Below are 24,475 nucleotides of genomic sequence, written 5' to 3' on the forward strand. Positions count from 1 at the left end.
GGTGGTGCGGGTCAGGGTGCGTATGCGGCGGCGAATGCTCATGCGGACGCGGTGGTGGAGCGGCGTCGTGCGGAGGGGCTGCCCGGACTCTCCCTTGCCTGGGGGCCGTGGGCCGAGGGCGGTATGGCGACGGACGAGGCCGTGGTGGAGCGGGCTCGGCTCGCCGGGATGACGTTGCTCAGCCGGGACACCGCCTTCGCGGTGCTGGAACGGGCCCTCGCGGAGGACTGGACCACCGCCACCGTCATCGACATCGACTGGGAGCGTTTCGCGGCCGGCTTCACCGCGTCCCGGCCGAGCCCCCTGCTCGACGCCCTCCCGGAGGCGGCGGTGAACCGGACCGAACCCGTGGCCGAACCCCTTGCGGTACGGCTCGCCGGGCTGCCCCCGGCGGAGCGGCATCGGTCCCTGCTCGCCCTTGTCGGTTCCCACGCCGCGGCGGTGCTCGGTCACCGGCGTGACGGGGGCGTCGAGGCCGAGAGTGCCTTCACCGACCTCGGTTTCGACTCGCTGACCGCGGTCGAGCTACGCAACCGGCTGGGGGCGGCCACCGGGTTGGCGCTGCCGTCGAGTCTCCTTTTCGACTATCCGACACCGGCGGTTCTCGCCTCGTATCTGCTGGGCGAACTCGGGGTGGAGGGTGGGGAGTTGGACGCGCGGGAGGCGGTGGTGCGGCAGGCGCTCGCCAGTTTGCCGCTGGCCCGGCTCAGGGAGGCGGGACTCCTTGACGTACTGCTCAAACTCGCGGGCGTCGAGGAGGAGTTGCCCGCACCCGACGAGACTCCGTCCGCGGACATCGACGCGATGGACGCGGACGCCCTGATCCAACTGGCGCTGGACGACAGCGAATCGTGACGCGCGGAACGTACCGGACGCGCCGGAAGTATGGGACTGGACGACATGGCTGCCTCTGACGACCAACTGCTGCAAGCACTGCGGACCTCGCTGAAGGAGACCGAACGGCTGCGTGAGCAGAACCGCCGGCTCGCCCAGGCGCCCCGTGAGCCCCTGGCGATCGTCGGGATGGGCTGCCGTTTTCCCGGCGGTGTGCGGTCGCCCAAGGACCTCTGGGCGCTGCTCACCTCCGGCCGGGACGCCCTGTCACCCTTCCCGTCGGACCGGGGCTGGGACCTGGCGGAGCTGCTCGACCCCGACCCGGGGCGGAAGGGCACCAGCTATGTCGACGAGGGTGGCTTTCTCGACGAAGTCGCGGGCTTCGACGCGGAGTTCTTCGGGATCTCGCCCCGTGAGGCCCTGGCGATGGACCCGCAGCAGCGGCTGCTGCTGGAGACCTGCTGGGAGACCGTCGAAAGCGCCGGGATCGACCCGGTGAGTCTGCGCGGCAGCGCCACCGGTGTCTTCGTCGGCTCCAACGGGGCCGACTACGGCACCGTTCTGGTCGGCGGCCCCGAGGAAACCGACGGCTACCTCGCCACCGGCAACGCCACCAGTGTGCTGTCCGGCCGCCTTTCCTACGTACTGGGTCTGGAAGGGCCGGCGCTGACCGTCGACACGGCCTGCTCGTCGTCGCTGGTCGCCCTGCATCTGGCCGCTCAGGCGCTGCGGCAGAAGGAGTGCGGGCTGGCCCTGGTGGGCGGTGTCACCGTGATGACGAGCCCCACCGTCTTCACCGAGTTCTCCCGGCAGCGCGGCCTGGCGGCGGACGGCCGGTGCAAGGCGTTCGCGGCGGCGGCGGACGGCACCGGCTGGGGGGAGGGCGTCGGTGTCCTGCTGCTGGAACGGCTCTCCGACGCGCGCCGCAACGGGCACGAGATCCTGGCCGTGCTGCGCGGCTCGGCCGTCAACCAGGACGGTGCTTCCAACGGCCTGACCGCACCCAACGGCCCCTCCCAGCAGCGCGTCCTCGGTCAGGCCCTGGCCCAGGCCCGGCTGACACCGCACGAGGTCGACGCCGTAGAGGCACATGGCACCGGCACCGTCCTCGGCGACCCCATCGAGGCCCAGGCACTGCTGGCCACCTACGGGCAGCGGGACCCCCAACACCCGCTCTGGCTGGGCTCGTTGAAGTCCAACATCGGCCACACCCAGGCCGCCGCCGGGATCGCCGGAGTGCTCAAGATGGTCCTCGCGCTCCGTGCCGGCCTGCTGCCCCGCACCCTGCACATCGACGCCCCCACCCCGCAGGTCGACTGGTCCTCCGGCACGGTACGGCTGCTCACCGAGCCACAGCCCTGGCCGCCCACCGGGACACCGCGGCGGGCAGGTGTCTCCTCGTTCGGTATGAGCGGCACCAACGCGCACGTCCTGCTGGAGGAGGCTCCCGCCCCCTCGGCCCCCGCCCCGCAGCCCCTGTCGGCCGCCGGGGACGGACCTTGCCTGTGGCCGTTGTCCGCCAAGTCCGAGGCCGCGCTGCGGGCCCGAGCCCGCGACCTCGCCGCCTTCCTCGCGGACCGTCCCGGGCTCGGACTCGCCGAGGTGGGACTGTCCCTGGCCACCACCCGCACCCGGTTCGCCCACCGCGCGGCCGTGGTCGCCGACGGGCACACCGCGTTCCACACCGCCCTCACCGCCCTCGCCGAAGGCTGCCCGGCACCCGAGGTGGCCGAGCACACCGCCCCCGCCCCCCGCACACCGGTGTTCGTCTTCCCGGGCCAGGGCACCCAATGGGACGGCATGGCAAGGCAGTTGCTCGACTCCGCGCCGGTCTTCGCCGAACGCTTCGAGGAGTGCGCCGCCGCCCTGGACCCGTATGTGGAGTGGTCCCCGCTCGACGTGGTGCGCGGCGCGGAAGACGCCCCGGGACTCGACCGCGTCGACGTCGTACAGCCGGTGCTGTGGGCGGTGATGGTCTCCCTCGCCGCCCTGTGGGAGTCGTACGGGGTGCGGCCCGCCGCGGTGGTGGGGCACTCCCAGGGCGAGATCGCCGCGGCCTGCGTCGCCGGCGCGCTGGAACTCGCGGACGGGGCACGGGTGGTCGCACTGCGCAGCCGCACCCTGGTACGGCTCGCCGGACGCGGCGGTATGGTCTCGGTTGCCGCGGACCGGGAGACCGCCGAAGGGCTCGCCGACCGGTGGCAGGGCCGGATCTCGGTGGCCGCACTCAACGGACCCGCCGCCACCGTGCTCTCCGGCGACGCCGATGCACTGGACGAACTGCTCGCCCACGCCGAAACCCAGGACATCCGGGCCCGGCGCGTCGATGTCGACTACGCCTCCCACTCCGCCCAAGTGGAGGAACTCCAGGCCGAGTTGGCGACAGCCCTGGCACCCGTCACACCCGGCCCGGCACGGGTGCCCTTCCTGTCGACGGTGACAGCGGAGTGGCTGAACGGTGAGGAACTGGACGGCGGATACTGGTACCGCAACCTCCGGCAACCGGTCCGTCTCGACGAGGTCACCCGACTCCTCGCCGAGCGCGGCGGACACGAGTTCATCGAGATCAGCCCGCACCCCGTACTGCTCCAGTCACTCCCCGGGGACGGCGTGGGCACCCTCCGCCGCGACGACGGCGGCCTCCACCGCTTCCTGCTCTCCCTCGCCGAGGCCCACGTCCGTGGCGTCGACCCCGACTGGACCACGCTCTACCCCGCCACCCGCACCACGCCCCTGCCGACCTACCCCTTCCAGCACACCCGCTACTGGCCGCGGCCCCACAGCGCCGGTAACCCCGCGGCGGACCCGGCCGAGCGTGCCTTCTGGGACGCCGTCGACCGGGCCGACCTGCCCGCCCTCGCCGACACGATCGGCGCCCCGGAGCCCGCGCGCACCGCCCTCGAAGAGGTACTTCCCACCCTCGCCCACTGGCGCGGCACCCGCCGCGACCGTGCCGAACTCGCCTCCTGGAACTACCGCATCACCTGGACTCCCCTCCCGGCCCCCGACCCCAACGCCGCCCGCCTGTCGGGTCGTTGGCTGCTAGTGTTGGGTGAGGGGGTGGAGGTTGGTGATATCGGGCGTGCGCTGGCGGCTGCGGGTGCTGAGGTGGTGTGTGTTTCGTCTGCTGACGCGGCCGGGTTGGCAGATGCTGTTGGTGGTGGTTTGTTGGCGGGTGTGGTGGTGTGTCCGGGGTCTGCCGAGGGGTTGTTGGGGGTTTTGGGTGAGTTGGTGGGTGTGTCGGTTGGGGTGTGGTGTGTGACGCGGGGTGGGGTTTCGGTGGGTGGGGATGGTGTGGTGCCGGTGGGGGAGTTGGCGCAGGTGTGGGGGTTGGGCCGGGTGGTGGCGTTGGAGCGCCCATTGGGTTGGGGTGGGTTGGTGGATGTGCCGGAGGTGGTGGATGAGAGGTCGGGGGAGTTGTTGGCCGGTGTGTTGTCGGGGGTGTCGGATGAGGATCAAGTGGCCGTGCGTGGGGGTGAGTTGTTCGGCAGGCGTTTGGTGCGTGCGTCGGGGTCGCGTACTGGAGTTGAGGGGTGGCGGGTGTCGGGGTCGATGTTGGTGACGGGTGGTTTGGGTGCGTTGGGGGCGGGGGTTGCGCGGTGGTTGGTGGGTCGGGGTGCTGAGCATGTGGTGTTGGCGGGTCGTCGTGGTGCGGAGGCGCCGGGTGCGGCTGAACTCGTAAAGGAGATAGAGGAGTTGGGGGCGCGGGTCTCGGTGGTGGCGTGTGATGTCAGTAGCCGGGATGACATGGAGGGGTTGTTGTCCGTGTATCGAGTGTCGGCGGTGTTTCATGTGGCGGGTGTGGTGGATGACGGTGTGGTGGAGGGGTTGTCGGGGGAGCGGTTGGGTGGGGTGTTGGGGGTTAAGGCGGTGGGGGCTGAGTTGTTGGATGAGTTGACGCGGGGGTGGGGGCTTTCGGCGTTTGTGGTGTTTTCGTCGTTTGCTGGTTCGGTGGGTGGTGCGGGTCAGGGTGCGTATGCGGCGGCGAATGCTCATGCGGACGCGGTGGTGGAGCGGCGTCGTGCGGAGGGGCTGCCCGGACTCTCCCTCGCCTGGGGAGCCTGGGGCGGCGGCGGTCTGGCCACCGGGACCGAGGTCGTCACCGAACGTCTCCGGCGCGGCGGGATGCGCTCCATGGACCCCGCGCTCGCCCTCACCGCCATGGGGGAGGCCCTGGACCGCGACGAGTCCCATCTGGTCGTCGCACGGGTCGACTGGGAGCGCTTCGCCGACTCCTTCCTCACCGGCCGCCCCAGCCCGCTCCTCAGCCAACTCCCCGAGATACAGGCCGTGTTGGCGGCCCGCGAGACGGAGCAGCCCAGCGGTCCCCCGCTGCGGAACCGCCTCCGGGATCTGACCGCCGCCGACCGCGAGAGCACCCTCCTCGACCTCGTACGCGCCCACGCCGCCACCGTCCTCGGCCACCACACGCCCACCTCGGTGTCCGGCACGCGGGCCTTCCGGGACGCCGGATTCGACTCCCTGACCGCCGTCGAACTCCGCAACCGCCTCAGTGCCGCCACCGGCATCCCCCTGCCCGCCACCCTCGTCTTCGACCACCCCACCCCCGCCGCACTGGCCGCACACCTGGCCGCCGTACTCGGCACCGGTACGGAGGCGGGTGACACCGCCGGGGAAGCGCTCCAACGGCTGGAGGGCGAACTGCGCGCACTCGGCACCGGTACCGAACACACCAGGATCATGCGGCGCCTTCGGGCCCTGGTGGACCAATGGCGCGACGGCTCCGACGCGGATACCGGGACCTCCGGGACAACCGGGGCACCCGGGACCGCTGCCGAGGAGGACTTCGACACGGACGACGACGAGGAGTTGTTCGGCCTCATCGGCGAGAAGTTCGGCATCACATGAGCCCCGCGCCCACCCCACCCACCCCCCGCCCCGCCTCCGGTCCGACCCCTACGGAGAACCCGCCCGTGTCCAACGAAGCCAAATTCCGCCACTTCCTCAAGCGTGTCTCCGCCGAGTTGGAGCAGACCCGGGAACGCCTGCGGGAGGCCGAGGCACGCGCCGGCGAACCGCTCGCCGTCATCGCCATGGGCTGCCGCTTCCCGGGTGGAGCCGACACCCCGGAGGCACTGTGGGACCTCCTCGCCTCGGGCACCGACGCCATGACCGGCTTCCCCACCGACCGCGGCTGGGACCTCGACACCCTCCTCGACCCGGACACACCGTACGGCGCACCCGCCCGGGAAGCCGGATTCCTGCCCCGCGCCGGGGACTTCGACGCCGGGTTCTTCGGTATCCCGCCCCGCGAAGCCCTCGCCATGGACCCCCAGCAGCGGCTGCTGCTGGAGACCTCCTGGGAGGCCTTCGAACGTGCCGGGATCGACCCCACCGGCCTGCGCGGCAGCAGGACCGGCGTGTTCATCGGCACCAACGGCCAGGACTACGCGCCCGTCGCCATCAACTCAGGGCACGACCTCGCCGGACACATCATGACCGGCAACGCGGCCAGCGTCCTCTCCGGCCGGCTCTCCTATGTGTACGGCTTCGAAGGCCCCGCGGTGACCGTGGACACCGCTTGCTCCTCCTCGCTGGTCGCCCTGCACCAGGCGTGCCAGGCGCTGCGCCGCGGCGAGTGCACCCTCGCCCTCACCGGCGGTGCCACCGTCATGTCGATGCCCACCCTGTTCACCGAGTTCAGCCGCCAGGGTGGACTGGCCGCCGACGGCCGCTGCAAGGCCTTCGCGGCGGGCGCGGACGGTACGGGGTGGGGCGAGGGCGCCGGAGTGCTGGTGCTGGAGCGGTTGTCGGACGCGTTGCGGCTGGGGCATGAGGTGCTTGCCGTGGTGCGTGGTTCGGCGGTGAACCAGGACGGGGCGTCCAACGGCCTCACCGCACCCAACGGCCCCGCCCAGCAACGGGTCATCGAGCAGGCACTGGACGACGCCCGTCTCACCGCCGACCAGGTCGACGCGGTCGAGGCCCACGGCACCGGCACCGCCCTCGGCGACCCCATCGAGGCCCAGGCCCTCCTCGCCACCTACGGCCGGGACCGCCAACTCCCCCTGCTACTGGGCTCGGTGAAGTCCAACCTCGGGCACACCCAGGCCGCGGCAGGCGTCGCCGGAGTCATCAAGACCGTGCTCGCCCTACGCCACCGCCAGCTCCCCCGCACCCTGCACATCGACGCACCGACCCCCCAGGTCGACTGGTCGGCGGGAAACGTCCGCCTGCTCCTCCAGCACACCGACTGGCCGTCCACCGGCCGACCCCGCCGGGCAGGCGTCTCCTCCTTCGGCATCAGCGGCACCAACGCCCACGTCATCCTGGAACAGGCCCCGGACCCCGAACCCCGGCCGCCCCACGACGACACCACCGCCCCCCGCCCCCTCCCTCTGGTCCCCCTGGTGCTCTCCGCCCGCGACTCCACCGCGCTGCGCGCCCAGGCCGCGTCCCTGCACGCCTTCATGACCGACCACCCGCGGCTCCACCCCGCCGACATCGCCCACTCCCTCGCCACCGGCCGCGCCGCCCTCGACCACCGCGCCACCGTGACCGGCACCACCCGCGAGGCCCTACTCACCGCCCTCACCGCCCTGGCCACCGGCGACCCCACCCCCGGCACACTCCGCGGAACCCCGGTGGAGGGCCGCACGGCCTTCCTGTTCTCTGGCCAGGGTGGGGAACGGGTGGGGATGGGGCGGGAGTTGTGTGGGGCGTTTCCGGTGTTTGCGGGGGTGGTTGATGAGGTGTGGGGGGTGTTGGGTGATGAGGGTGTGCCGGGGTCTACGGGGTGGGCGCAGGCGGGGTTGTTTGCGTTGGAGGTGGGGTTGGCTGGGTTGGTGGAGTCGTGGGGGGTTCGGCCGGATGTGGTGTTGGGGCATTCGGTGGGTGAGGTGGCGGCGGCGTATGTGGCGGGGGTTCTCGACCTGCCGGATGCGGCTCGGTTGGTGGGTGAACGGGGCCGGTTGATGGGGGAGTTGGCTTCCGGGGGCGGGATGGCCGCCGTGGCCCTGCCGCTGTCTGAGACCCAGGAGTTGTGCGCCCGGTTCGGTGGCCGTCTTGAGGTGGGGGCGGTGAATGGTCCCCGGTCGTGTGTGGTGTCGGGGGCCGCGGATGCGGTGGACGAGGCGGTGGAGTTGGTCCGGGGCGGCGGTGGTCGTGCGCGTCGCCTCCCGGTCGGGTACGGGTTCCACTCCCGCCTGATGGAGCCGATGCTGGAGCGATTCGGCGAGGTGGTGGCGGGGTTGGATCTGCGTGAGCCGCGAATCCCGCTCGTGTCGAATGTGACGGGTGGGCTGGTGGGCCGGGAGGTGACCACCCCGGACTACTGGATGCGTCATGCCCGCCAGAGCGTCCTGTTCCACGACGGCATACGGACCTTGCAGGCCCAAGGAGTCACCCGTTACCTGGAGTTGGGTCCGGATGCCGTCCTCACCGCCCTGGCGCAAGAGTGCCTGGAGGACTCCGGTTCCCGTTCCTTCGTCGTCCTGCAACGTCCCGGCCGTGGTGTGGTCGAGTCGGCGTACGGAGCGCTGGGGGAGCTGTTCTGCTCGGGGCTGGTGCCCGACTGGCAGGCGGTGTACGGGAGTTCGGGTGGTGGTGGGGGGCGGGAGCGGGTCGTGCTGCCCACCTATCCTTTCCAGCGGGAACGCTACTGGGCGGCGCGAGCCGTGGACACCGCCGCCGCGCGGGACGCCTCCGCACACCTCCAGTACCGCGTCGTCTGGGAACAGGTCGCGCGGCGGCCCGCCGGAGGGGTGTCCGGGGCGTGGCTGCTGGTCGGCTCGGGGTCTGTCCGGCAGGCGGTCGCTGATCGGCTGGCCGGGCTGGGGGCCGAGGTGCTGACCTTGGAGGTGGCGGACGACCGTGCGGCGACCGCCGAGCGGATTCGTGCGGTGCTCGCCGGGCGGGACGCGCCGTCCGGGGTGCTGAGCCTGCCCCCGGCCCCCGGCGAGTCCGGGCTCGCCCCGCTGCTTCTGCTGCATCAGGCGCTCGGTGACGCCGCCGTACACGCGCCGCTGTGGTGTCTCACCTCGGGCGCCGTCACCACCGGCCCCGGCGACCGGCTCACCGAGCCCGCGCAGGCGCAGCTCTGGGGCCTGGGCCGGGCCGCGGCCCTGGAGACCCCCGAGCGCTGGGGCGGCCTGGTCGACGTACCGGACGAGCCGTCGGCGGACACGATCGAGGCGCTCTGCCGCGTACTCGCCGCCGATCCGGCCGGAGCCGGGGAGGATCAACTGGCCCTGCGGGAAGGCGGGTTGTACGCCCGCAGACTGGTGCGGGCGGAACGGCCCACCGCGGCGACCGCCGAGTGGCGGCCCTCCGGGACGGTGCTGGTCACGGGTGGCACCGGTGCTCTCGGCGCCCGGCTCGCCCGGCGTCTGGCCGACCGTGGCGCCGCCCATCTGCTGCTCACCGGCCGCCGCGGTCTCGACGCACCGGGCGCCAGGGAACTCGCCGCGGAACTCTCGGCCCGCGATGTCCGCGTCACCGTGGCCGCCTGCGATGTGGCCGACCGGGACGACCTCGCCCAGCTCCTGGACGGTATCCCGGCCGAGTTCCCCCTCACCGCGGTGGTGCACACCGCGGGCGTCCTGGACGACGGTGTGCTGGACTCGCTGACCCCGGACCGCCTCACCACCGTCCTGCGGCCCAAGGCGGAAGCCGTACGCCACCTGCACGAACTGACCCTGGGGCACGACCTCGACGCCTTTGTGATGTACTCCGCCTTCGCCGGGGTCGTGGGCGGCACCGGGCAGGGCAACTACGCCGCGGCCAACGCCTACTTGGACGCCTTCGCGGAGCAGCGGCGTGCCGACGGGCTGCCCGCGACCGCGATCGCCTGGGGTGCCTGGGGCGGCGGCGGAATGGCCACCGCCGAGGACGGTGTCAGCGCGCGACTCGACCGGCACGGCATCCGCGCCATGGCCCCCGCCCGCGCACTCGACGCCCTTCAGCAGGCCCTCGACCACGGTGACACCTCCCTGGTGGTCGCCGACATCGACTGGGAGCGGTTCGCCGCCGGGCTCACCGCCGTACGGCCGAGCCCCCTGCTGTCGCGGCTGGCGGAGGCCGCCACCCGGCGTGCGCAGCCGCACGAGGAGGGTGCCGGGCGGCTGCGTGAGCGGCTCGGCGCGATGACCGAGCAGGAGCAACTCGGCACCCTGCGGCGGTTGGTCCTCGACCGGGCCGCCGAGGTACTCGGCCACAGCGGCACCGACCGCGTCGCGGCCCAAAAGCCCTTCCGCGACCTCGGGTTCGACTCGCTGATGGCCGTGGACCTGCGCAACGCCCTCGGCGCGGACACCGGTCTGAGCCTGCCCACCGGGGTCGTCTTCGACCACCCCAGCCCCGACGCGCTCGCCGCCTTCCTCACCGCCGAACTGGGTGGCACCGCCGCGGGCAGGGCGCTGGACGGCCTCGCCCGGCTGGAGAGCGCACTGCCCCACCTCGACACGGCCACCCGGGCCGAGGCCGCGGACCGTCTGACGGCACTCCTCACCGCACTGCGCGACACCCCCGCCGAGGTCCCGAACGAGGAGCAGGACAACGGCAGTTCGGACCTCGACACGGCGGACGACCTGTTCGCCTACATCGACCAGAAGTACGGGACCCACTGAGATGAGCAACGAACAGAAGCTGCTGTCCTACCTCAAGCGGGTCACCAGCGACCTGGACGAGACGAGCAGGCGGCTGAAGGAGGCCGAGAGCCGGGAGCACGAACCCATCGCCGTCATCGGCATGGGCTGCCGCTTCCCCGGCGGAGTGCGCACACCGGAGCAGTTGTGGCAGCTCCTCGCCGACGGCACCGACGCCCTCACCCCCTTCCCCACCGACCGCGGCTGGGACCTGGCCACCCTCTACGACAGCGACCCCGACCGCGCCGGAACCAGCTATGTGCGGGAGGGCGGATTCCTCGACGGGGCAGCCGAGTTCGACCCCGCGTTCTTCGGCATCAGCCCACGCGAGGCGAAGGCGATGGACCCGCAGCAGCGGATCGTGCTCCAGGTCGCCTGGGAGGCCCTGGAACGCGCCGGACTCGACCCGGCCGCCCTCCGCGACAGCCGTACCGGTGTCTTCATGGGCACCAACGGCCAGGACTACGGAGCCCTCTTCGGCTCCGGCACCCCGGACGACGGACTGGAGGGCTACCTCGGCACCGGTAACGCCGCGAGCGTCCTGTCCGGCCGCATCTCCTATGTACTGGGTCTGGAAGGGCCGGCGCTGACCGTCGACACGGCCTGCTCGTCCTCCCTGGTCTCCCTGCACCTGGCCGCCGAAGCCCTGCGCCGCTCCGAGTGCACCCTCGCCCTCGCCGGCGGAGTCACCGTGATGGCGACCCCCCGGGTCTTCGTGGACTTCTCCCGCCAACGCGGACTCGCCGCCGACGGCCGCTGCAAGGCCTTCGCCGCGGACGCGGATGGTACGGGGTGGGGCGAGGGCGCCGGGATCCTGGTACTGGAACGGTTGTCGGAGGCCGTGCGCCTCGGGCATGAGGTGCTTGCCGTGGTGCGTGGTTCGGCGGTGAACCAGGACGGGGCGTCCAACGGCCTCACCGCACCCAACGGCCCCGCCCAGCAGCGCGTCATCCGGCAGGCCCTCGCCCAGGCCCGCCTCACCCCCGACCAGGTCGACGCGGTCGAGGCCCACGGCACCGGCACCACGCTCGGCGACCCCATCGAGGCCCAGGCCCTCCTCGCCACCTACGGCACCGGCCGCTCCGCCGGGCACCCCCTGTGGCTCGGCTCGGTGAAGTCCAACCTCGGGCACACCCAGGCCGCCGCCGGAGTCGCCGGCCTCCTCAAAATGGTCCTCGCCCTGCGGCACGGCACCCTCCCCCGCACCCTGCACGCCGACCCACCCACCCCGCACGTCGACTGGTCGGCCGGCACCCTGCGCCTGCTCACCGAGGCCCGCACCTGGCCCGACTCCGACACACCCCGCCGCGCAGGAGTCTCCGCCTTCGGCGTCAGCGGCACCAACGCCCACGTCATCCTGGAACAGGCCCCCGAACCAGCCCGGCCGCACACCGAGAGCCCCCAGCCGCCGGCCACCACCTGGCTGCTCTCCGCGAAGACACCGGCAGCCCTCCGCGCCCGCGCCGCCGACCTGCGCACCCACACCACACAGCACCCCCACCACACCGCGACCGACCTCGCCCACTCCCTGGCCCTGGCCCCCCACTTCCCCACCCGCACCGCCCTCACCGGCACCACCCGCGAGGACCTGCTCACCGCCCTCGACAACCTCTCCGAGCCCGCCTTCCGCACCCCGATGGAGGGCCGCACGGCCTTCCTGTTCTCTGGCCAGGGTGGGGAACGGGTGGGGATGGGGCGGGAGTTGCATGAGGCTTTTCCGGTGTTTGCGAGGGTGTTCGATGAGGTGTGGGGGGTGTTGGGTGATGAGGGTGTGCCGGGGTCTACGGGGTGGGCGCAGGCGGGGTTGTTTGCGTTGGAGGTGGGGTTGGCTGGGCTGGCGGGGTCGTGGGGGGTTCGGCCGGATGTGGTGTTGGGGCATTCGGTGGGTGAGGTGGCGGCGGCGTATGTGGCGGGGGTTCTCGACCTGGAGGATGCGGCTCGGCTCGTGGGTGAACGCGGCCGTCTGATGGGGGAGTTGGCCTCGGGGGGCGGGATGGCCGCTCTGGCCTTGCCGTTGGCCGAGGTAGAGGAGTTGTGCGCCCGGTTCGGTGGCCGTCTTGAGGTGGGGGCGGTGAATGGTCCCCGGTCGTGTGTGGTGTCGGGGGATGTGGAGGTGGTGGATGAGGCGGTGGAGTTGGTCCGGGGCGGCGGTGGTCGTGCACGTCGCCTCCCGGCCGGGTACGGGTTCCATTCCCGTTTGATGGAGCCGATGTTGGAGCGTTTCGGCGAGGTGGTCGCGGGTTTGGAGTTGCGTGAGCCGCGGATCCCGCTCGTGTCGAATGTGACGGGTGAGGTGGTGGGCCGGGAGGTGACCACTCCCGATTACTGGATGCGTCATGCCCGCCAGAGCGTCCTGTTCCACGAGGGCGTCCGGACCTTGCAGGCCCAAGGGGTCACCCGTTACGTGGAGTTGGGCCCGGACGCCGTCCTCACCGCCCTCGCGCAGGAATCCCTGGAGGACTCCGCCCCCGACTCCCACGCCTTCGTCGCCCTGCAACGCCCGGACGGTGATGAGGTGCGGTCGGCGTACGCGGCGATGGGGGAGCTGTTCACCTGCGGTCTTGGTACCGGATGGGGTGAGGCCCTGCCGGGGCGGCGGGTGCCGTTGCCGACGTATCCCTTCGCGCGGGAGCGGTATTGGCCCGAGCCGGGGCGTCAGGGTGATGTGACGGCGGCGGGGCTGAGCGACCCCGCGCATCCGCTGCTGGGGGCGGCCGTGACGCTGGCGGAGGACGAGCAGGTGCTGCTCACCGGCCGGCTGTCGGTGTCCACCCACCCGTGGCTGGCCGACCACGCCGTCGACGGTACCGTGCTTGTTCCGGCAACCGCCTTGGTGGAGCTGGCCGTTCGGGCCGGTGACGAGGTGGGCCTCGGGCGGCTGGACGAACTGACCATCGAGGCACCGCTGGTACTGCCCGAGGACGGTGCCGCGCACCTCCAAGTCCGCCTGGGAGCACCGGAGGACGACGGCAGCCGCCCCCTCGCCTTCCACGCCCGGCACGACGGCGAACCATGGACCCGGCACGCCACCGGCACCCTGCGTACCGCCGACACCACTCCCGCGCCCACCGCCCCCGAGTGGCCGCCCCCCGGTGCGGAGCCGGTCCCCGTGGCGGGCCTGTACGCACATCTGGCGGAAGCCGGATTCGCCTACGGTCCCGCCTTCCAGGGGCTGCGGGCCGTCTGGCGCGGGGGCCAAGAGGTGTACGCGGAGGTCGAGTTGCCCGAGGAGGCCGGTACGGCGACCCGGTTCGGGCTGCACCCGGCGCTGTTCGACGCGGCGCTGCACGCGGTCGGTCTGGGCGAGTTCGTCACCGGCAACCGCCCCAGCCTGCCCTTCTCCTGGGCGGGTACGACCCTGCACGCGACGGGTGCCGCCGCGCTGCGAGTGCGGATCTCCCCGGCGGGCCAGGACACCGTGGCCCTGGAGGCGGCGGACCTCAGTGGTGCGCCCGTCGTCACCGTCGAAGGGCTCGCGCTGCGACCGGTCCTGGAGACGGTGGCCCGGCGTCCCGACTCCCTCTTCCACCTCACCTGGCAGGACGTCACCGGCACCCCGCTCCCGGTCAACACGCCTGGTACATGGGTGAGTTCGGCCGAGGAACTGGCCGCCCTGGACGAGATACCCGCACGGGTCCTAATCTCCTGCACCACCTCCGCGGACACCGCCACCGCTACGGCCCCGGGGCTCCCCGCCGCTGCCCGTGCCCTCGTCCACCGTGTCCTCGACCTGGCCAGGGTCTGGCTCGCCGACGAGCGTTACGCCGGCTCGGAGCTGGTGTGCGTCACCCGGGGCGCGGTGGCCGCCGTCCTCGGGGAGGAGCTGCGCGACCCGGCCGCCGCGCCCGTGTGGGGGCTGCTGCGGTCCGCGCAGGCGGAGAACCCGGGTGCGCTGCGCCTGGTCGACACCGACGACCCCGGCAACCACCCCGGAGCGGACGGCCAGGAGCCACCCGAGGACAGCGCTCTGCACGCCGCGCTCGCCTTGGATGAACCCCAACTCGCCCTGCGTGCGGGGAAGATGCTCGCGCCGCGCCTCACCCGTGCCGCCGCCGGGTCCGCCCCGGCCACCCCCTTCGCCCCGGCCGGAACGGTCCTGGTCACCGGAGGCACCGGCGGCCTCGGCGCACTCCTCGCCCGCCACCTGGTGCGGACGCACGGTGTACGGCACCTGCTGCTCGCCGGCAGACGCGGTGCCTCCGCCGAGGGTGCCCGTGAACTCGCCGCCGAGCTGGGCGAGTTGGGTGCTGAGGTGCGGCTCGCGGCCTGCGATGTGAGCGACCGTGACGCGCTGGCCGCACTCCTCGACGGCGTCTCCGCCGAGCATCCGCTGACCGCCGTGGTCCATGCGGCGGGTGTCCTGGACGACGGTGTGCTGGGCTCCCTCACCCCGGCCCGCCTGGACACCGTGCTGCGCCCCAAGCTGGACGCGGCCTGGCATCTGCATGAGCTCACCGCCCACCGGGACCTCACCGCCTTCGTCCTCTTCTCCTCCGCCGCCGGTGTCTTCGGCGCGCCTGGGCAGGGCAGTTACGCGGCCGGCAACGTCTTCCTGGACGCGCTGGCGCAGCACCGGGCGGCGCACGGTCTGCCCGCCACCTCGCTGGCGTGGGGGCTGTGGGCCGAGGGCGGCGGCATGGGCGGGCGGCTCGCGGGCGGCGACCGGGAGCGGATCACCGGGTCGGGGGTGGCGGCACTCTCCGCGGCCGAGGGGCTCGCCCTCTTCGATCTGGCGCTCGGCCAGGACGCCCCGCTGCTCGTCCCGGCCAAGCTGGACCTGCGGCCGTCCACCGCCCCCGTACCGCCCCTGCTGCGCGGCCTGGTCCGGTCCGCCGTACGCCGCCCGGCCGTGAACCGCGGCACCGGGCAGCCGCGCGCCGACTGGACCGGCGAGAGTGTGATGGAGGCGGTCCGCACCCAGGTGGCCGCGGTGCTGGGTCACTCCGGGACGTCCGGTGTCGAACTCGGGCGTGCCTTCAGCGACTTGGGCTTCGACTCGCTGACCGCGGTGGAGCTGCGCAACCGTCTCGGCTCCGTGACCGGCCTCCGGTTGCCGGCCACCCTGGTGTTCGACCACCCCACACCGGCGGCGCTCGGGGACCATCTGCGGGAGCGGCTGGTGGACGGTGCCGGTCCGGCCGCCGTCGGGTCGGGGGCGGTGGTGGTCCGTGCGGCGGCCGAGGACGACCCGGTCGTGGTCATCGGTATGGCCTGCCGCTATCCGGGCGGAGTCCGCTCCCCGGAGGACCTGTGGGACCTGGTCGCCACCGGCGGGGACGCCATCGCACCCTTCCCCACCGACCGCGGCTGGGACCTCGACGCACTCCTCGGCACCGGCACCGGCAAGGAGGGCAGCTCCTACGTCCACGAGGGTGGATTCCTTTACGAGGCACCGGAGTTCGACGCCGGATTCTTCGGGATCTCCCCGCACGAGGCGCTGGCGATGGACCCGCAGCAGCGGCTGCTGCTGGAAACCGCCTGGGAGGTCTTCGAACGCGCCGGCATCGACCCGGTGTCCGCGCGCGGCAGCAGTACCGGAGTCTTCGCGGGGGTGATGTACCACGACTACGCGGGCGGGCTCGGCGAGGTCCCGGAGGGGGTCGACGGCTATCTGAGCACCGGCAACGCGGGCAGTGTCCTGTCCGGTCGGATCTCCTACGCCCTCGGGCTGGAAGGGCCCGCGCTGACCGTCGACACGGCCTGTTCGTCGTCGCTGATCGCCCTGCATCTGGCGGCGCAGTCGCTGCGCCAGAACGAGTGCTCCCTCGCTCTGGCGGGCGGTGCCACCGTGATGGCGACACCGACGACCTTTGTGGAGTTCTCCCTCCAGCGCGGACTGGCCGGCGACGGCCGCTGCAAGTCCTTCGCTGCCTCGGCGGACGGCACCGGCTGGGGCGAGGGCGTGGGCCTGCTGCTGCTGGAACGGCTCTCCGACGCCCGGCGCAACGGCCATGAAGTGCTCGCCGTGGTCCGGGGCTCCGCCACCAACCAGGACGGTGCCTCCAACGGCCTGACCGCACCGAACGGCCCCGCCCAGCAGCGCGTCATCCGCCAGGCCCTCGCCAACTCCGGCCTGACCGTCGGCGAGGTGGACGCGGTGGAGGCACACGGTACGGGCACCACGCTCGGCGACCCCATCGAGGCGCAGGCCCTGCTGGCGACCTACGGGCAGCGGCGGGACCCCGAACTCCCGCTGTGGCTCGGCTCGTTGAAGTCGAACATCGGGCACACCCAGGCCGCCGCCGGAGTCGGCGGCATCATCAAGACGGTGATGGCCCTGCGGGCGGGGGTGCTGCCGCCCACCCTGCATGTGGACGAACCCAGCCCGCATGTGGACTGGGAGTCCGGCGCGGTCCGGCTGCTGACCGAGCGGCGGGAGTGGCCCGAGACCGGCCGCCCCCGGCGCGCCGCCGTCTCCTCCTTCGGCATCAGCGGCACCAACGCCCATGTGGTGCTGGAGGAAGCACCCCCCGCGCCCGCCCCGGCCGCCCCCACCGCGGAACCGGTGCTCCGGGGCGCCGCGGTGCCCTGGCTGCTGTCCGCCGCGTCCCCCGCCGCACTGTCCGGCCAGGCACGCGCACTCGCCGCCCATGTCCGCGGCCGGCCCGACCTGGCCCCGGCGGATGTCGGCCGGTCGCTCGCCACCACCCGCAGCGCCCTGGAGTACCGGGCGGCGGTCGTGGGCGGGGACCGTGCCGAACTCCTCGGCGGGCTCGACGGGTTGGCCGATCGGGAGCCGGTCGACCATCTGGTCCAGGGCCGGGCCCGCCAACCGGCCCTCCCCGTCTTCGTGTTCCCCGGGCAGGGCGCCCAGTGGGAGGGCATGGCCCTGGAACTCATGGCGGATTCCCCGGAGTTCGCGGCTCGGATGGCCCAGTGCGCCGAGGCGCTGGCGCCGTACACCGACTGGTCGCTGCCGGAGGTGCTGCGCGGTGCGCCGGGTGCGCCGCCGCTGGACCGGGTGGATGTGGTGCAGCCGGCGCTGTGGGCGGTGATGGTGTCGCTGGCGCGTCTGTGGCGGTCCTGCGGGGTGGTGCCGGCCGCGGTGGTCGGGCACTCGCAGGGGGAGATCGCGGCGGCCTGTGTGTCGGGCGCGCTCAGCCTGGACGAGGGGGCGAGGGTGGTGGCGCTGCGGAGCGCGGCCCTGCGGTCCCTCGCGGGCCGCGGCGGCGGAATGGCCGTACTGCCGCTCTCCCTGGCGGACGCGCGGGCGGTACTGCCGGACGGGCTGTCGGTGGCCGCGGTGAACGGACCCCGCTCGGTGGTCGTCTCCGGTGACGGCCCGCTCCTCGACGAGGTACTTTCACAGGTCGAGGGGGCCCGCCGGGTGCTGGTGGACTACGCCTCCCACTCGCCCCAAGTGGCCGAACTGGAGGGCGAGTTGGCGGAGGTGCTGGCCCCGCTGCGGCCCGGCCGGGCCCAGGTGCCGTTCCTGTCGTCGGTCACGGGGGAGTGGCTGGACGGCGGTGAACTCGACGCCGGGTACTGGTACCGGAACCTGCGGGAGACGGTGCGCTTCGACGAGGTGACGCGGCTGCTCGCCGAGCGGGGGCGGCCGGTGCTGATCGAGGTCAGCCCGCATCCCGTCCTCATCCCCGGTATCGACCTGCCCGGCGCCGACCACCACGGCCTGGGCACCCTGCGGCGCGGGGAGGGCGGCACCCGGCGGTTCCTGGCCGCACTGGGGGAGGCGTTCACCCAGGGCGTGGCGGCCGACTGGCAGGCCGTGTTCGCCGGGGCCGACCGGGTCGCCCTGCCCACCTACGCCTTCCAACGCGAGCACTACTGGCTCCAACCCGGCGCGCCCGCAGGGGACTTGGCGGCCGCCGGAGTGGAAGCGCTGGACCATCCGCTGCTCGGCTCACTCGTCACCCTCGCCGGCAACGACTCACTGGTGCTCGGCGGACGCCTCTCCCGGCGCGGCCACCCCTGGCTCGCGGACCACGCGGTGTGGGGCACCGTACTGCTCCCCGGCACCGCCTTCGCCGAAGTGGCACTCCAGGCCGCACAGCGCGCGGGCGCGGCGCAGGTCGCCGAACTCACCCTGGAGGCGCCCCTGGAGATCCCCGCCCAGGGCACGGTCCACCTCCAGGTGACCGCCGACCCGGCCGACCCCCGGGGCCACCGGCGCCTCACCGTCCACGCCCGCCGCCCCGGCGAACCCTGGACCCGCCACGCCTCCGGCACCCTCACCCCCGCCGCCTCCGGCACCCTCACCCCCGCCGCCTCCGGCACCCTCACCCCCGCCGCCTCCGGCACCCTCACCCCCGCCGACCCACCCGAGCCTTCCGCCGCGGAACCCGTATGGCCACCGCAGGGCGCCGAAGCCGTCCCCCTCGACGGTTTCTACGAGGCGCTGGCCGGCACCGGCCTGGAGTACGGCCCCGAGTTCCGCGGACTGCACGCCGCCTGGCGCCGCGGCACGGAGGTCTTCGCGGAGGTGCGGACCGGCACCCAGGCGGTGGCACCCGACCGGTTCGCCCTGCACCCGGCGCTCCTCGACGCCGTACTCCACGCGGCCGGCCTCGGCGGCCTCCTCGACGGGACGGGGGTGCGGCTGCCGTTCGCCTGGACCGGGGTACGGCTGCACCGGCCCGGCGCCGGAGCGCTGCGGGCACGCCTCTCCCCGGCGGGCCGGGACGCGGTCGCCCTGACCCTGTGGGACGGGGCGGGACGGCTCACCGCCACCGCCGAGTCGCTGCTGCTGCGCCCCCTCGCACCCGGCCACGGCCTCGCACAGGACGCCCTCCTCCAGGTCCGCTGGAAACCGGCGCCCGCACCGCGCACCGCCCCCGGCACCGCACCCACCGCACCCACCGCGCGGACCGTGGAGGTCGACACCGCCGCCGGACTGCGCCCCACCCTGCACACCGCGCTGCACACCGTGCAGGAGACCCTGCGGGCACCGTCCCCCACCCCCGTCGTCTTCGTCACCCGCGACGCCGTGCGGGTCACCGGGGCCGGGGACGGGACCGCGGTCGACCCGGTGGCCGCCGCCGTCTGGGGGCTGGTGCGCTCCGCGCAGTCGGAGCACCCGGGACTCTTCCGGCTCCTCGACACCGACACCTCCCCCGCGGACACCACCGCCGTCGAAGCCCTGGACGAACCCCAGGCCGCCGTCCGCGCCGGCACGGTGCACCTGCCCCGACTGACCCGCACCGCACCCCCCACCGACCCCGAAACCCCCCTGCCCGGCGGCGAGTTCGGCCCCGAGGGGACCGTACTGATCACCGGCGGCACCGGCGTCCTCGGCCGGGCGGTGGCCCGGCACCTGGTCACCGCGCACGGTGTCCGCCATCTGCTGCTCCTCAGCCGAAGCGGCGCCACCGGCACGACCGCGGACCGGATCCGCTCCGAACTCACCGCCGCGGGCGCCGTATCCGTACACCTCGCCGCCTGCGATGTGTCCGACCGCACCGCACTCGCCGCACTCCTCGCGGACATCCCCGCCGGCACACCGCTGCGCGGCATCGTGCACACCGCGGGCGTCCTCGACGACGGGGTGGTGGACTCGCTCACCCCGGACCGGCTGGACACCGTCCTCGCCCCCAAGGCCGAAGGGGCCTGGAATCTCCATGAGTTGACCACCGGACACGACCTCACCGCCTTCGTCCTCTTCTCCTCGTCCTCCGGACTCCTCGGCGCCCCCGGACAGGCCAACTACGCCGCCGCCAACACCTACTTGGACGCGCTCGCCGCACTGCGCCGCACCCAGGGGCTGCCCGGACTCTCCCTCGCCTGGGGGCTGTGGGCCGAACGCGGCGGTATGGCCGACACGTTGACCGAGGACGGCCGCAGCGGTGTGCTGCCGCTGAGCACCGAGGAGGGCCTCGCCCTCTTCGACGCCGCCCGCGCCCAACCCGACCCGCTGCGCATACCCGTGCGCCTGGACACCGCCGCACTACGGCAACGTGCCGCCGAGGAGGGCCTGCCGCACCTGCTGCGCGACCTCGTCACCGCCCCCACCCCGCAGCAGCAGCCCACCACTCCGGCCGCGGACCTCTCCGACCCGCTGGCCGTCGTACGCGCCCAGACCGCGGCCGTCCTCGGGCACAGCTCGCCCGAACAGGTCGACCCGGAGCGGGAGTTCCTCAGCCTCGGCTTCGACTCACTGGCCTCGCTACGGCTCCGCAACCGCCTGGCCACCGCCACCGGACTCACCCTCACCGCCACCACGATCTTCGACCACCCCACCCCGGCACGCCTCGCCACCCACCTGGCCACCCTCCTCGACACCCCCGGACAACCCCCCGCCCCACCGCAGCACGGCGGACCGATCGCCGCGCTCTACCGGCGGGCCTGCGCGGACGGCAAGGTCGCCGAAGCCACCGACCTCCTGGTGGCCGCCGCCCGACTGCGCCCCACCACCACCTGGCCCCCACCCCACGGCACCCCCACACCCCCGTCCCCGATCCGCCTCGCGGACGGCCCCGCCACCCCGCCCCTCCTCGCCCTCCCCTCCCTCACCGCCCTCTCCAGCCCGCACCAGTACGCCCGATTCGGCGCCGCCCTACGGGACCGGCGCGCCCTGTCCGTACTGCCCCTGCCCGGCTATACCGAAGGAGAGGCGCTGCCCGCCGAACTCCCGTCCCTGCTACGGCAGTTGGCGGACTCGGTCCAGCAACGCAGCGAAGGCGGCCCCGTCGCCCTCGCCGGATACTCCTCCGGCGGCTGGCTGGCCCACGGGCTCGCCGCCCACCTCGAAGGACGCGGCACACCCGTGGCGGCCCTCGTCCTCCTCGACACCTTCCTGCCGCAGGACGCCGCCGACCCCGCCTTCCGCGAGGAGATGACCGGCGCCATGTTCGCCCGCGAGGAGACCTTCGGCTGGGCCACCGACACCCGACTCACCGCGATGGGCCACTACTTCGGCCTCTTCCACCACTGGCAGCCCGGCCCGCTCACCGCACCCACCCTGCTGGTACAGGCCGCACAGCCGCTCACCGGCGACCACCATCCGGTGTGGCCGCACCCGCACACCGCGGCCGAGGTGAAGGGCGACCACTTCACCATGCTGGAGGCGGAAGCGGGCACCGCGGCCACCGCCGTCGACGACTGGCTGCGCACACAGCACGAGGGGAACCACTCATGACGGACCAGCGGCAGACCAGCGCCGCTACCGGCCGCCGCCCGCGGCTGGAACCGGCGGTGCGGAAGGCGGCGACCGTCGTCATCCTCGGGGCGACCATGTCGTTCCTGGACACCACCATCGTCAACGTCGCCCTGAAGGCCCTCGCCGCGGACTTCAGGACCTCACTGGACACCATCCAGTGGGTCACCACCGCCTACCTGCTCGCGGTGGCCGCCGTCATCCCCGTCTCCGGCTGGGCGGCCCGCCGCTTCGGCGCCCAGCGCGCCTACGTCGCCGCCGTCGTCCTCTTCACCCTGGCCTCCGTACTGTGCGCGGTGGCGCAGGACGAGGGTCAACTGATCGCGTTCCGGGCCCTCCAGGGACTCGGCGGCGGACTCATCATGCCCGTCGGACAGATCATCCTCGCCCGAGCCGCCGGACCGGCCAACCTGCAACGGGTGATGGCCGTCGTCGGCGTGCCCATCGTGCTCGCACCCGTCTTCGGGCCCTTCGCGGGCGGCCTGCTGCTGCACTTCGCCGACTGGCGGTGGATCTTCCTCATCAACCTCCCCGTCGGCGCGCTCGCCGTGCTCTGCGCACTACGGCTCCTCACCCTGGACCCGCCCCAGGCGTCCGCCCCCCTGGACGTCCTCGGCCTGGCGGCGATCTCCCTCAGCATGGTCGCCCTCACCTACGGCCTCGGCGAAGCCGGCACGGACACCTCCGCCGTCCCCCTCTCCGCCCTCGCCGCCGGAGCACTCCTGCTCCTCCTCTTCGTCCTGCGAACCCTCCGCACCCCCCACCCCCTCTTCGACATCCGCCTCTACCGCAACCCCGTGTTCCGCGCCGCCACCCTCACCACGGTCTTCCTGTCGATGGGCATGTACGCGGGAATGGTCCTGATGCCGCTCTACTTCCTCAGCGTGCGCGGGGACGACCCCGTCGCCACCGGTGTCCTGCTGGTGCCGTCCAGCATCGGCGCCGCCGCGGCCACCTGGCTCTCCGCACGCGCCGTCGAACGCCTCGGCGCCGGACTCACCGTGCTCCTCGGCGCGGCCCTGAGCCTGGCCGCCGCGGTGCCCTTCGTCCTGATCTCCGCGGGCACGCCCTACGCGGTGGTCGCCGCGGCCATGCTGGTGTCCGGTTTCGGCGCCGGACTCTCCGTGATGCCCGCGATGACCTCGGCCTTCCGCGTACTGCGACCGCACCAGATCAGCGACGCCTCCCCGCAGCTCACCATGGGCCAGCGGCTGGGCGGTTCACTCGCCACCGCCGTCCTGGTCGCCATCCTCCAGAACGGCCTGGACGAGGCGGACGGCACGGCCACGGAACGGATGTCGGCGTTCACCGTCACCTTCCGGTGGTCCCTAGCCGCCGCCGCCCTCGCCACCGCGACCGCCCTCCTCCTGACCCTCGCCCTACGCCGAAACCAGCCGTCCCCGGCGCCCCCGGCCAATCCGGCGGCGAACCGATCGGAGGCGGCCTAGAGCTTGCCCTCGATGCATTCGACGCGGTGGCCGTCGAGGGCCTCGGACAGGTCCTCTTCGAACTCGCCGGTGAACTCGGGCCAGTTCCAGAACGTGAGGCCGAGGCATCCGTAGGCGAACTCGCAGCCCTCATAGGTGAATTCGGTGATCGGGACGGGGTGGGCGCAGGCCGGGCAGGGGGCCTCGCCCGTCCCGGTGCTCTCCCAGGTGTCCATGGCCTGTCTGAACGGCCGCCACAGCCCGAGGTCGAGCTCCCAGTCGTCGTCGACCAGACTGGTGCTGGCCGCACACCGCGGACAGGTCACCGCCTCCGGATCGCCCTGCCCGCTGTCGAAGATCTCGCGCCCTACACACACGGCGAGGCCGTCGTACGGAGCCTCTTGGGAGCTGTGGCAGTCCACCGCCTCGGCCCACTTCGGGCCGGGCGGGTGTCCGAGGGGCGGCCCGATGACGCAGTCCGTGCGCTCGGCGAGCACGATGCCCTTGGCCACCAGCCACCGGACCGCGCGGTCCGCGTACTGCTGCGCGTCCTCGGGTCCGGCGTCGAGGTCCACGAACGTCTGAAAGTAATCACCCATGCCCGAATGCTAAGCACCGGCACTGACAACGGCCCCAACCACCAGGCGCCGGCCACGACTTGGAACGGGACCACGACGCACGGGAGCGGCCCCGGGGTTCAACCCCGTGGCCGCTCCCGCACCTTGGCGTCAGCCGGATCGGCTCACATGGTGCCGACGGTGAGGGGGAACTTCGTCACGCTGGCGACGGTGTCGCTGCTGTCCCCGGCGGCCAGGTCGACCGGGTTCTGCAGTGCCAGGACGTCACCGCTCGGCGGGAACTGGTTGAGGTTGCCCATGAGGTGGGCCGGCGTCTGGGTCTGGAGGACCATCGGCTCCGAGGCCTGCGTACCCTCGGCGGTGGTGCCCGCGTTCTCGATGCTCAGGGCACCGTTGGCGGACAGGTCCAGCTTGGCCGGGAAGGGCTTCAGGGCGCTGTTGAAGGACGCGGTGCCGATCGCGGTGCTCTGCATCACGATCTTGCCCAGCTCCGTGTTCTCGGCGGTGACGCTGAGGGTGCCGGTGGCCTGGGTCGTCAGCTTGCCCGGGGTGGGCGCGTCCACGGTGATCGAGGCCTTGCCGGTCAGGTCGAAGGTGTAGGTGCGGCCCTGGTAGGTCATCTCCGCGCCCTTGACCGTCACCGGGAACTCGGCCTGGAGCGGGGCGGCGGCGCGGGCCGCCGGGGCGGTGGCCGCGGAACCGGTGGGGGCCGCGGCGGTGGCGGCGGGGGCGACGGTCAGGAGGACGGCGCCGGCCGCGGCGGCGACCGCGGTCGAGGCGAACCGGATGTTCACGTGGATCTATCTCCTTGAACAGGGGACGGTGACGTGTGGCGCGTTGATGCCTGTCTGGCCGGGGACCGGTGGGTCGCACAGCTCAGCGAGACGCAAACGGTCGTTCTCCTCATATCTGTCCGATCCG

The 24,475-nt window shown here is 73.1% G+C and carries 7 protein-coding genes; 5 read left to right on the forward strand and 2 right to left on the reverse strand.

What is annotated here, in order from left to right; translation table 11 throughout:
• The 5 genes from ACFVST_RS21040 to ACFVST_RS21060 form a co-directional block, all read left to right on the forward strand.
• Positions 1–855 (forward strand): beta-ketoacyl reductase (locus ACFVST_RS21040; protein WP_390154059.1); only part of this gene is annotated, 855 nt, incomplete at its 5' end.
• 36 nt (positions 856–891) lie between these two features.
• A complete protein-coding gene (locus ACFVST_RS21045) occupies positions 892–5,703 on the forward strand; it encodes a type I polyketide synthase (protein WP_390154151.1) in 4,812 nt (1,603 codons plus the stop codon).
• Between the two features lie 65 nt (positions 5,704–5,768).
• Positions 5,769–10,421, forward strand: coding sequence for an SDR family NAD(P)-dependent oxidoreductase (locus ACFVST_RS21050; RefSeq protein WP_390154061.1), 4,653 nt, complete (start codon positions 5,769–5,771; stop codon positions 10,419–10,421).
• 22 nt (positions 10,422–10,443) lie between these two features.
• Positions 10,444–21,531 carry an SDR family NAD(P)-dependent oxidoreductase gene (locus ACFVST_RS21055; protein ID WP_390154154.1) on the forward strand — a complete coding sequence of 3,696 codons (11,088 nt, stop codon included), beginning with the start codon at positions 10,444–10,446 and terminating at the stop codon, positions 21,529–21,531.
• Complete coding sequence (locus ACFVST_RS21060; protein WP_390154064.1) at positions 21,528–22,997, forward strand: DHA2 family efflux MFS transporter permease subunit; 1,470 nt, start codon at positions 21,528–21,530, stop codon at positions 22,995–22,997. Before ACFVST_RS21055 ends, ACFVST_RS21060 begins: the two co-directional genes overlap by 4 nt.
• On the opposite strand, the gene ACFVST_RS21065 is transcribed toward ACFVST_RS21060, so the two are convergent.
• A complete protein-coding gene (locus ACFVST_RS21065) occupies positions 22,994–23,575 on the reverse strand; it encodes a hypothetical protein (RefSeq protein ID WP_390154066.1) in 582 nt (193 codons plus the stop codon). The two genes, ACFVST_RS21060 and ACFVST_RS21065, sit on opposite strands and share 4 nt — an antisense overlap.
• Before the next feature lie 143 nt (positions 23,576–23,718).
• On the reverse strand, positions 23,719–24,348 hold the full coding sequence (locus tag ACFVST_RS21070; protein ID WP_390154069.1) for a hypothetical protein: 630 nt from the start codon (positions 24,346–24,348) through the stop codon (positions 23,719–23,721).
• Between the last annotated feature and the right edge of the window lie 127 nt (positions 24,349–24,475).

The organism is Streptomyces sp. NPDC058045 (assembly GCF_042885635.1).
In the GTDB taxonomy this organism is placed as follows: Bacteria; Actinomycetota; Actinomycetes; order Streptomycetales; family Streptomycetaceae; genus Streptomyces.

Bases quoted from the DNA above. Each gene is read 5' to 3' on its own strand.
- ACFVST_RS21060 (WP_390154064.1), top strand. From the start codon at position 21,528: ATGACGGACCAGCGGCAGACCAGCGCCGCTACCGGCCGCCGCCCGCGG.
- ACFVST_RS21065 (WP_390154066.1), bottom strand. From the start codon at position 23,575: ATGGGTGATTACTTTCAGACGTTCGTGGACCTCGACGCCGGACCCGAG.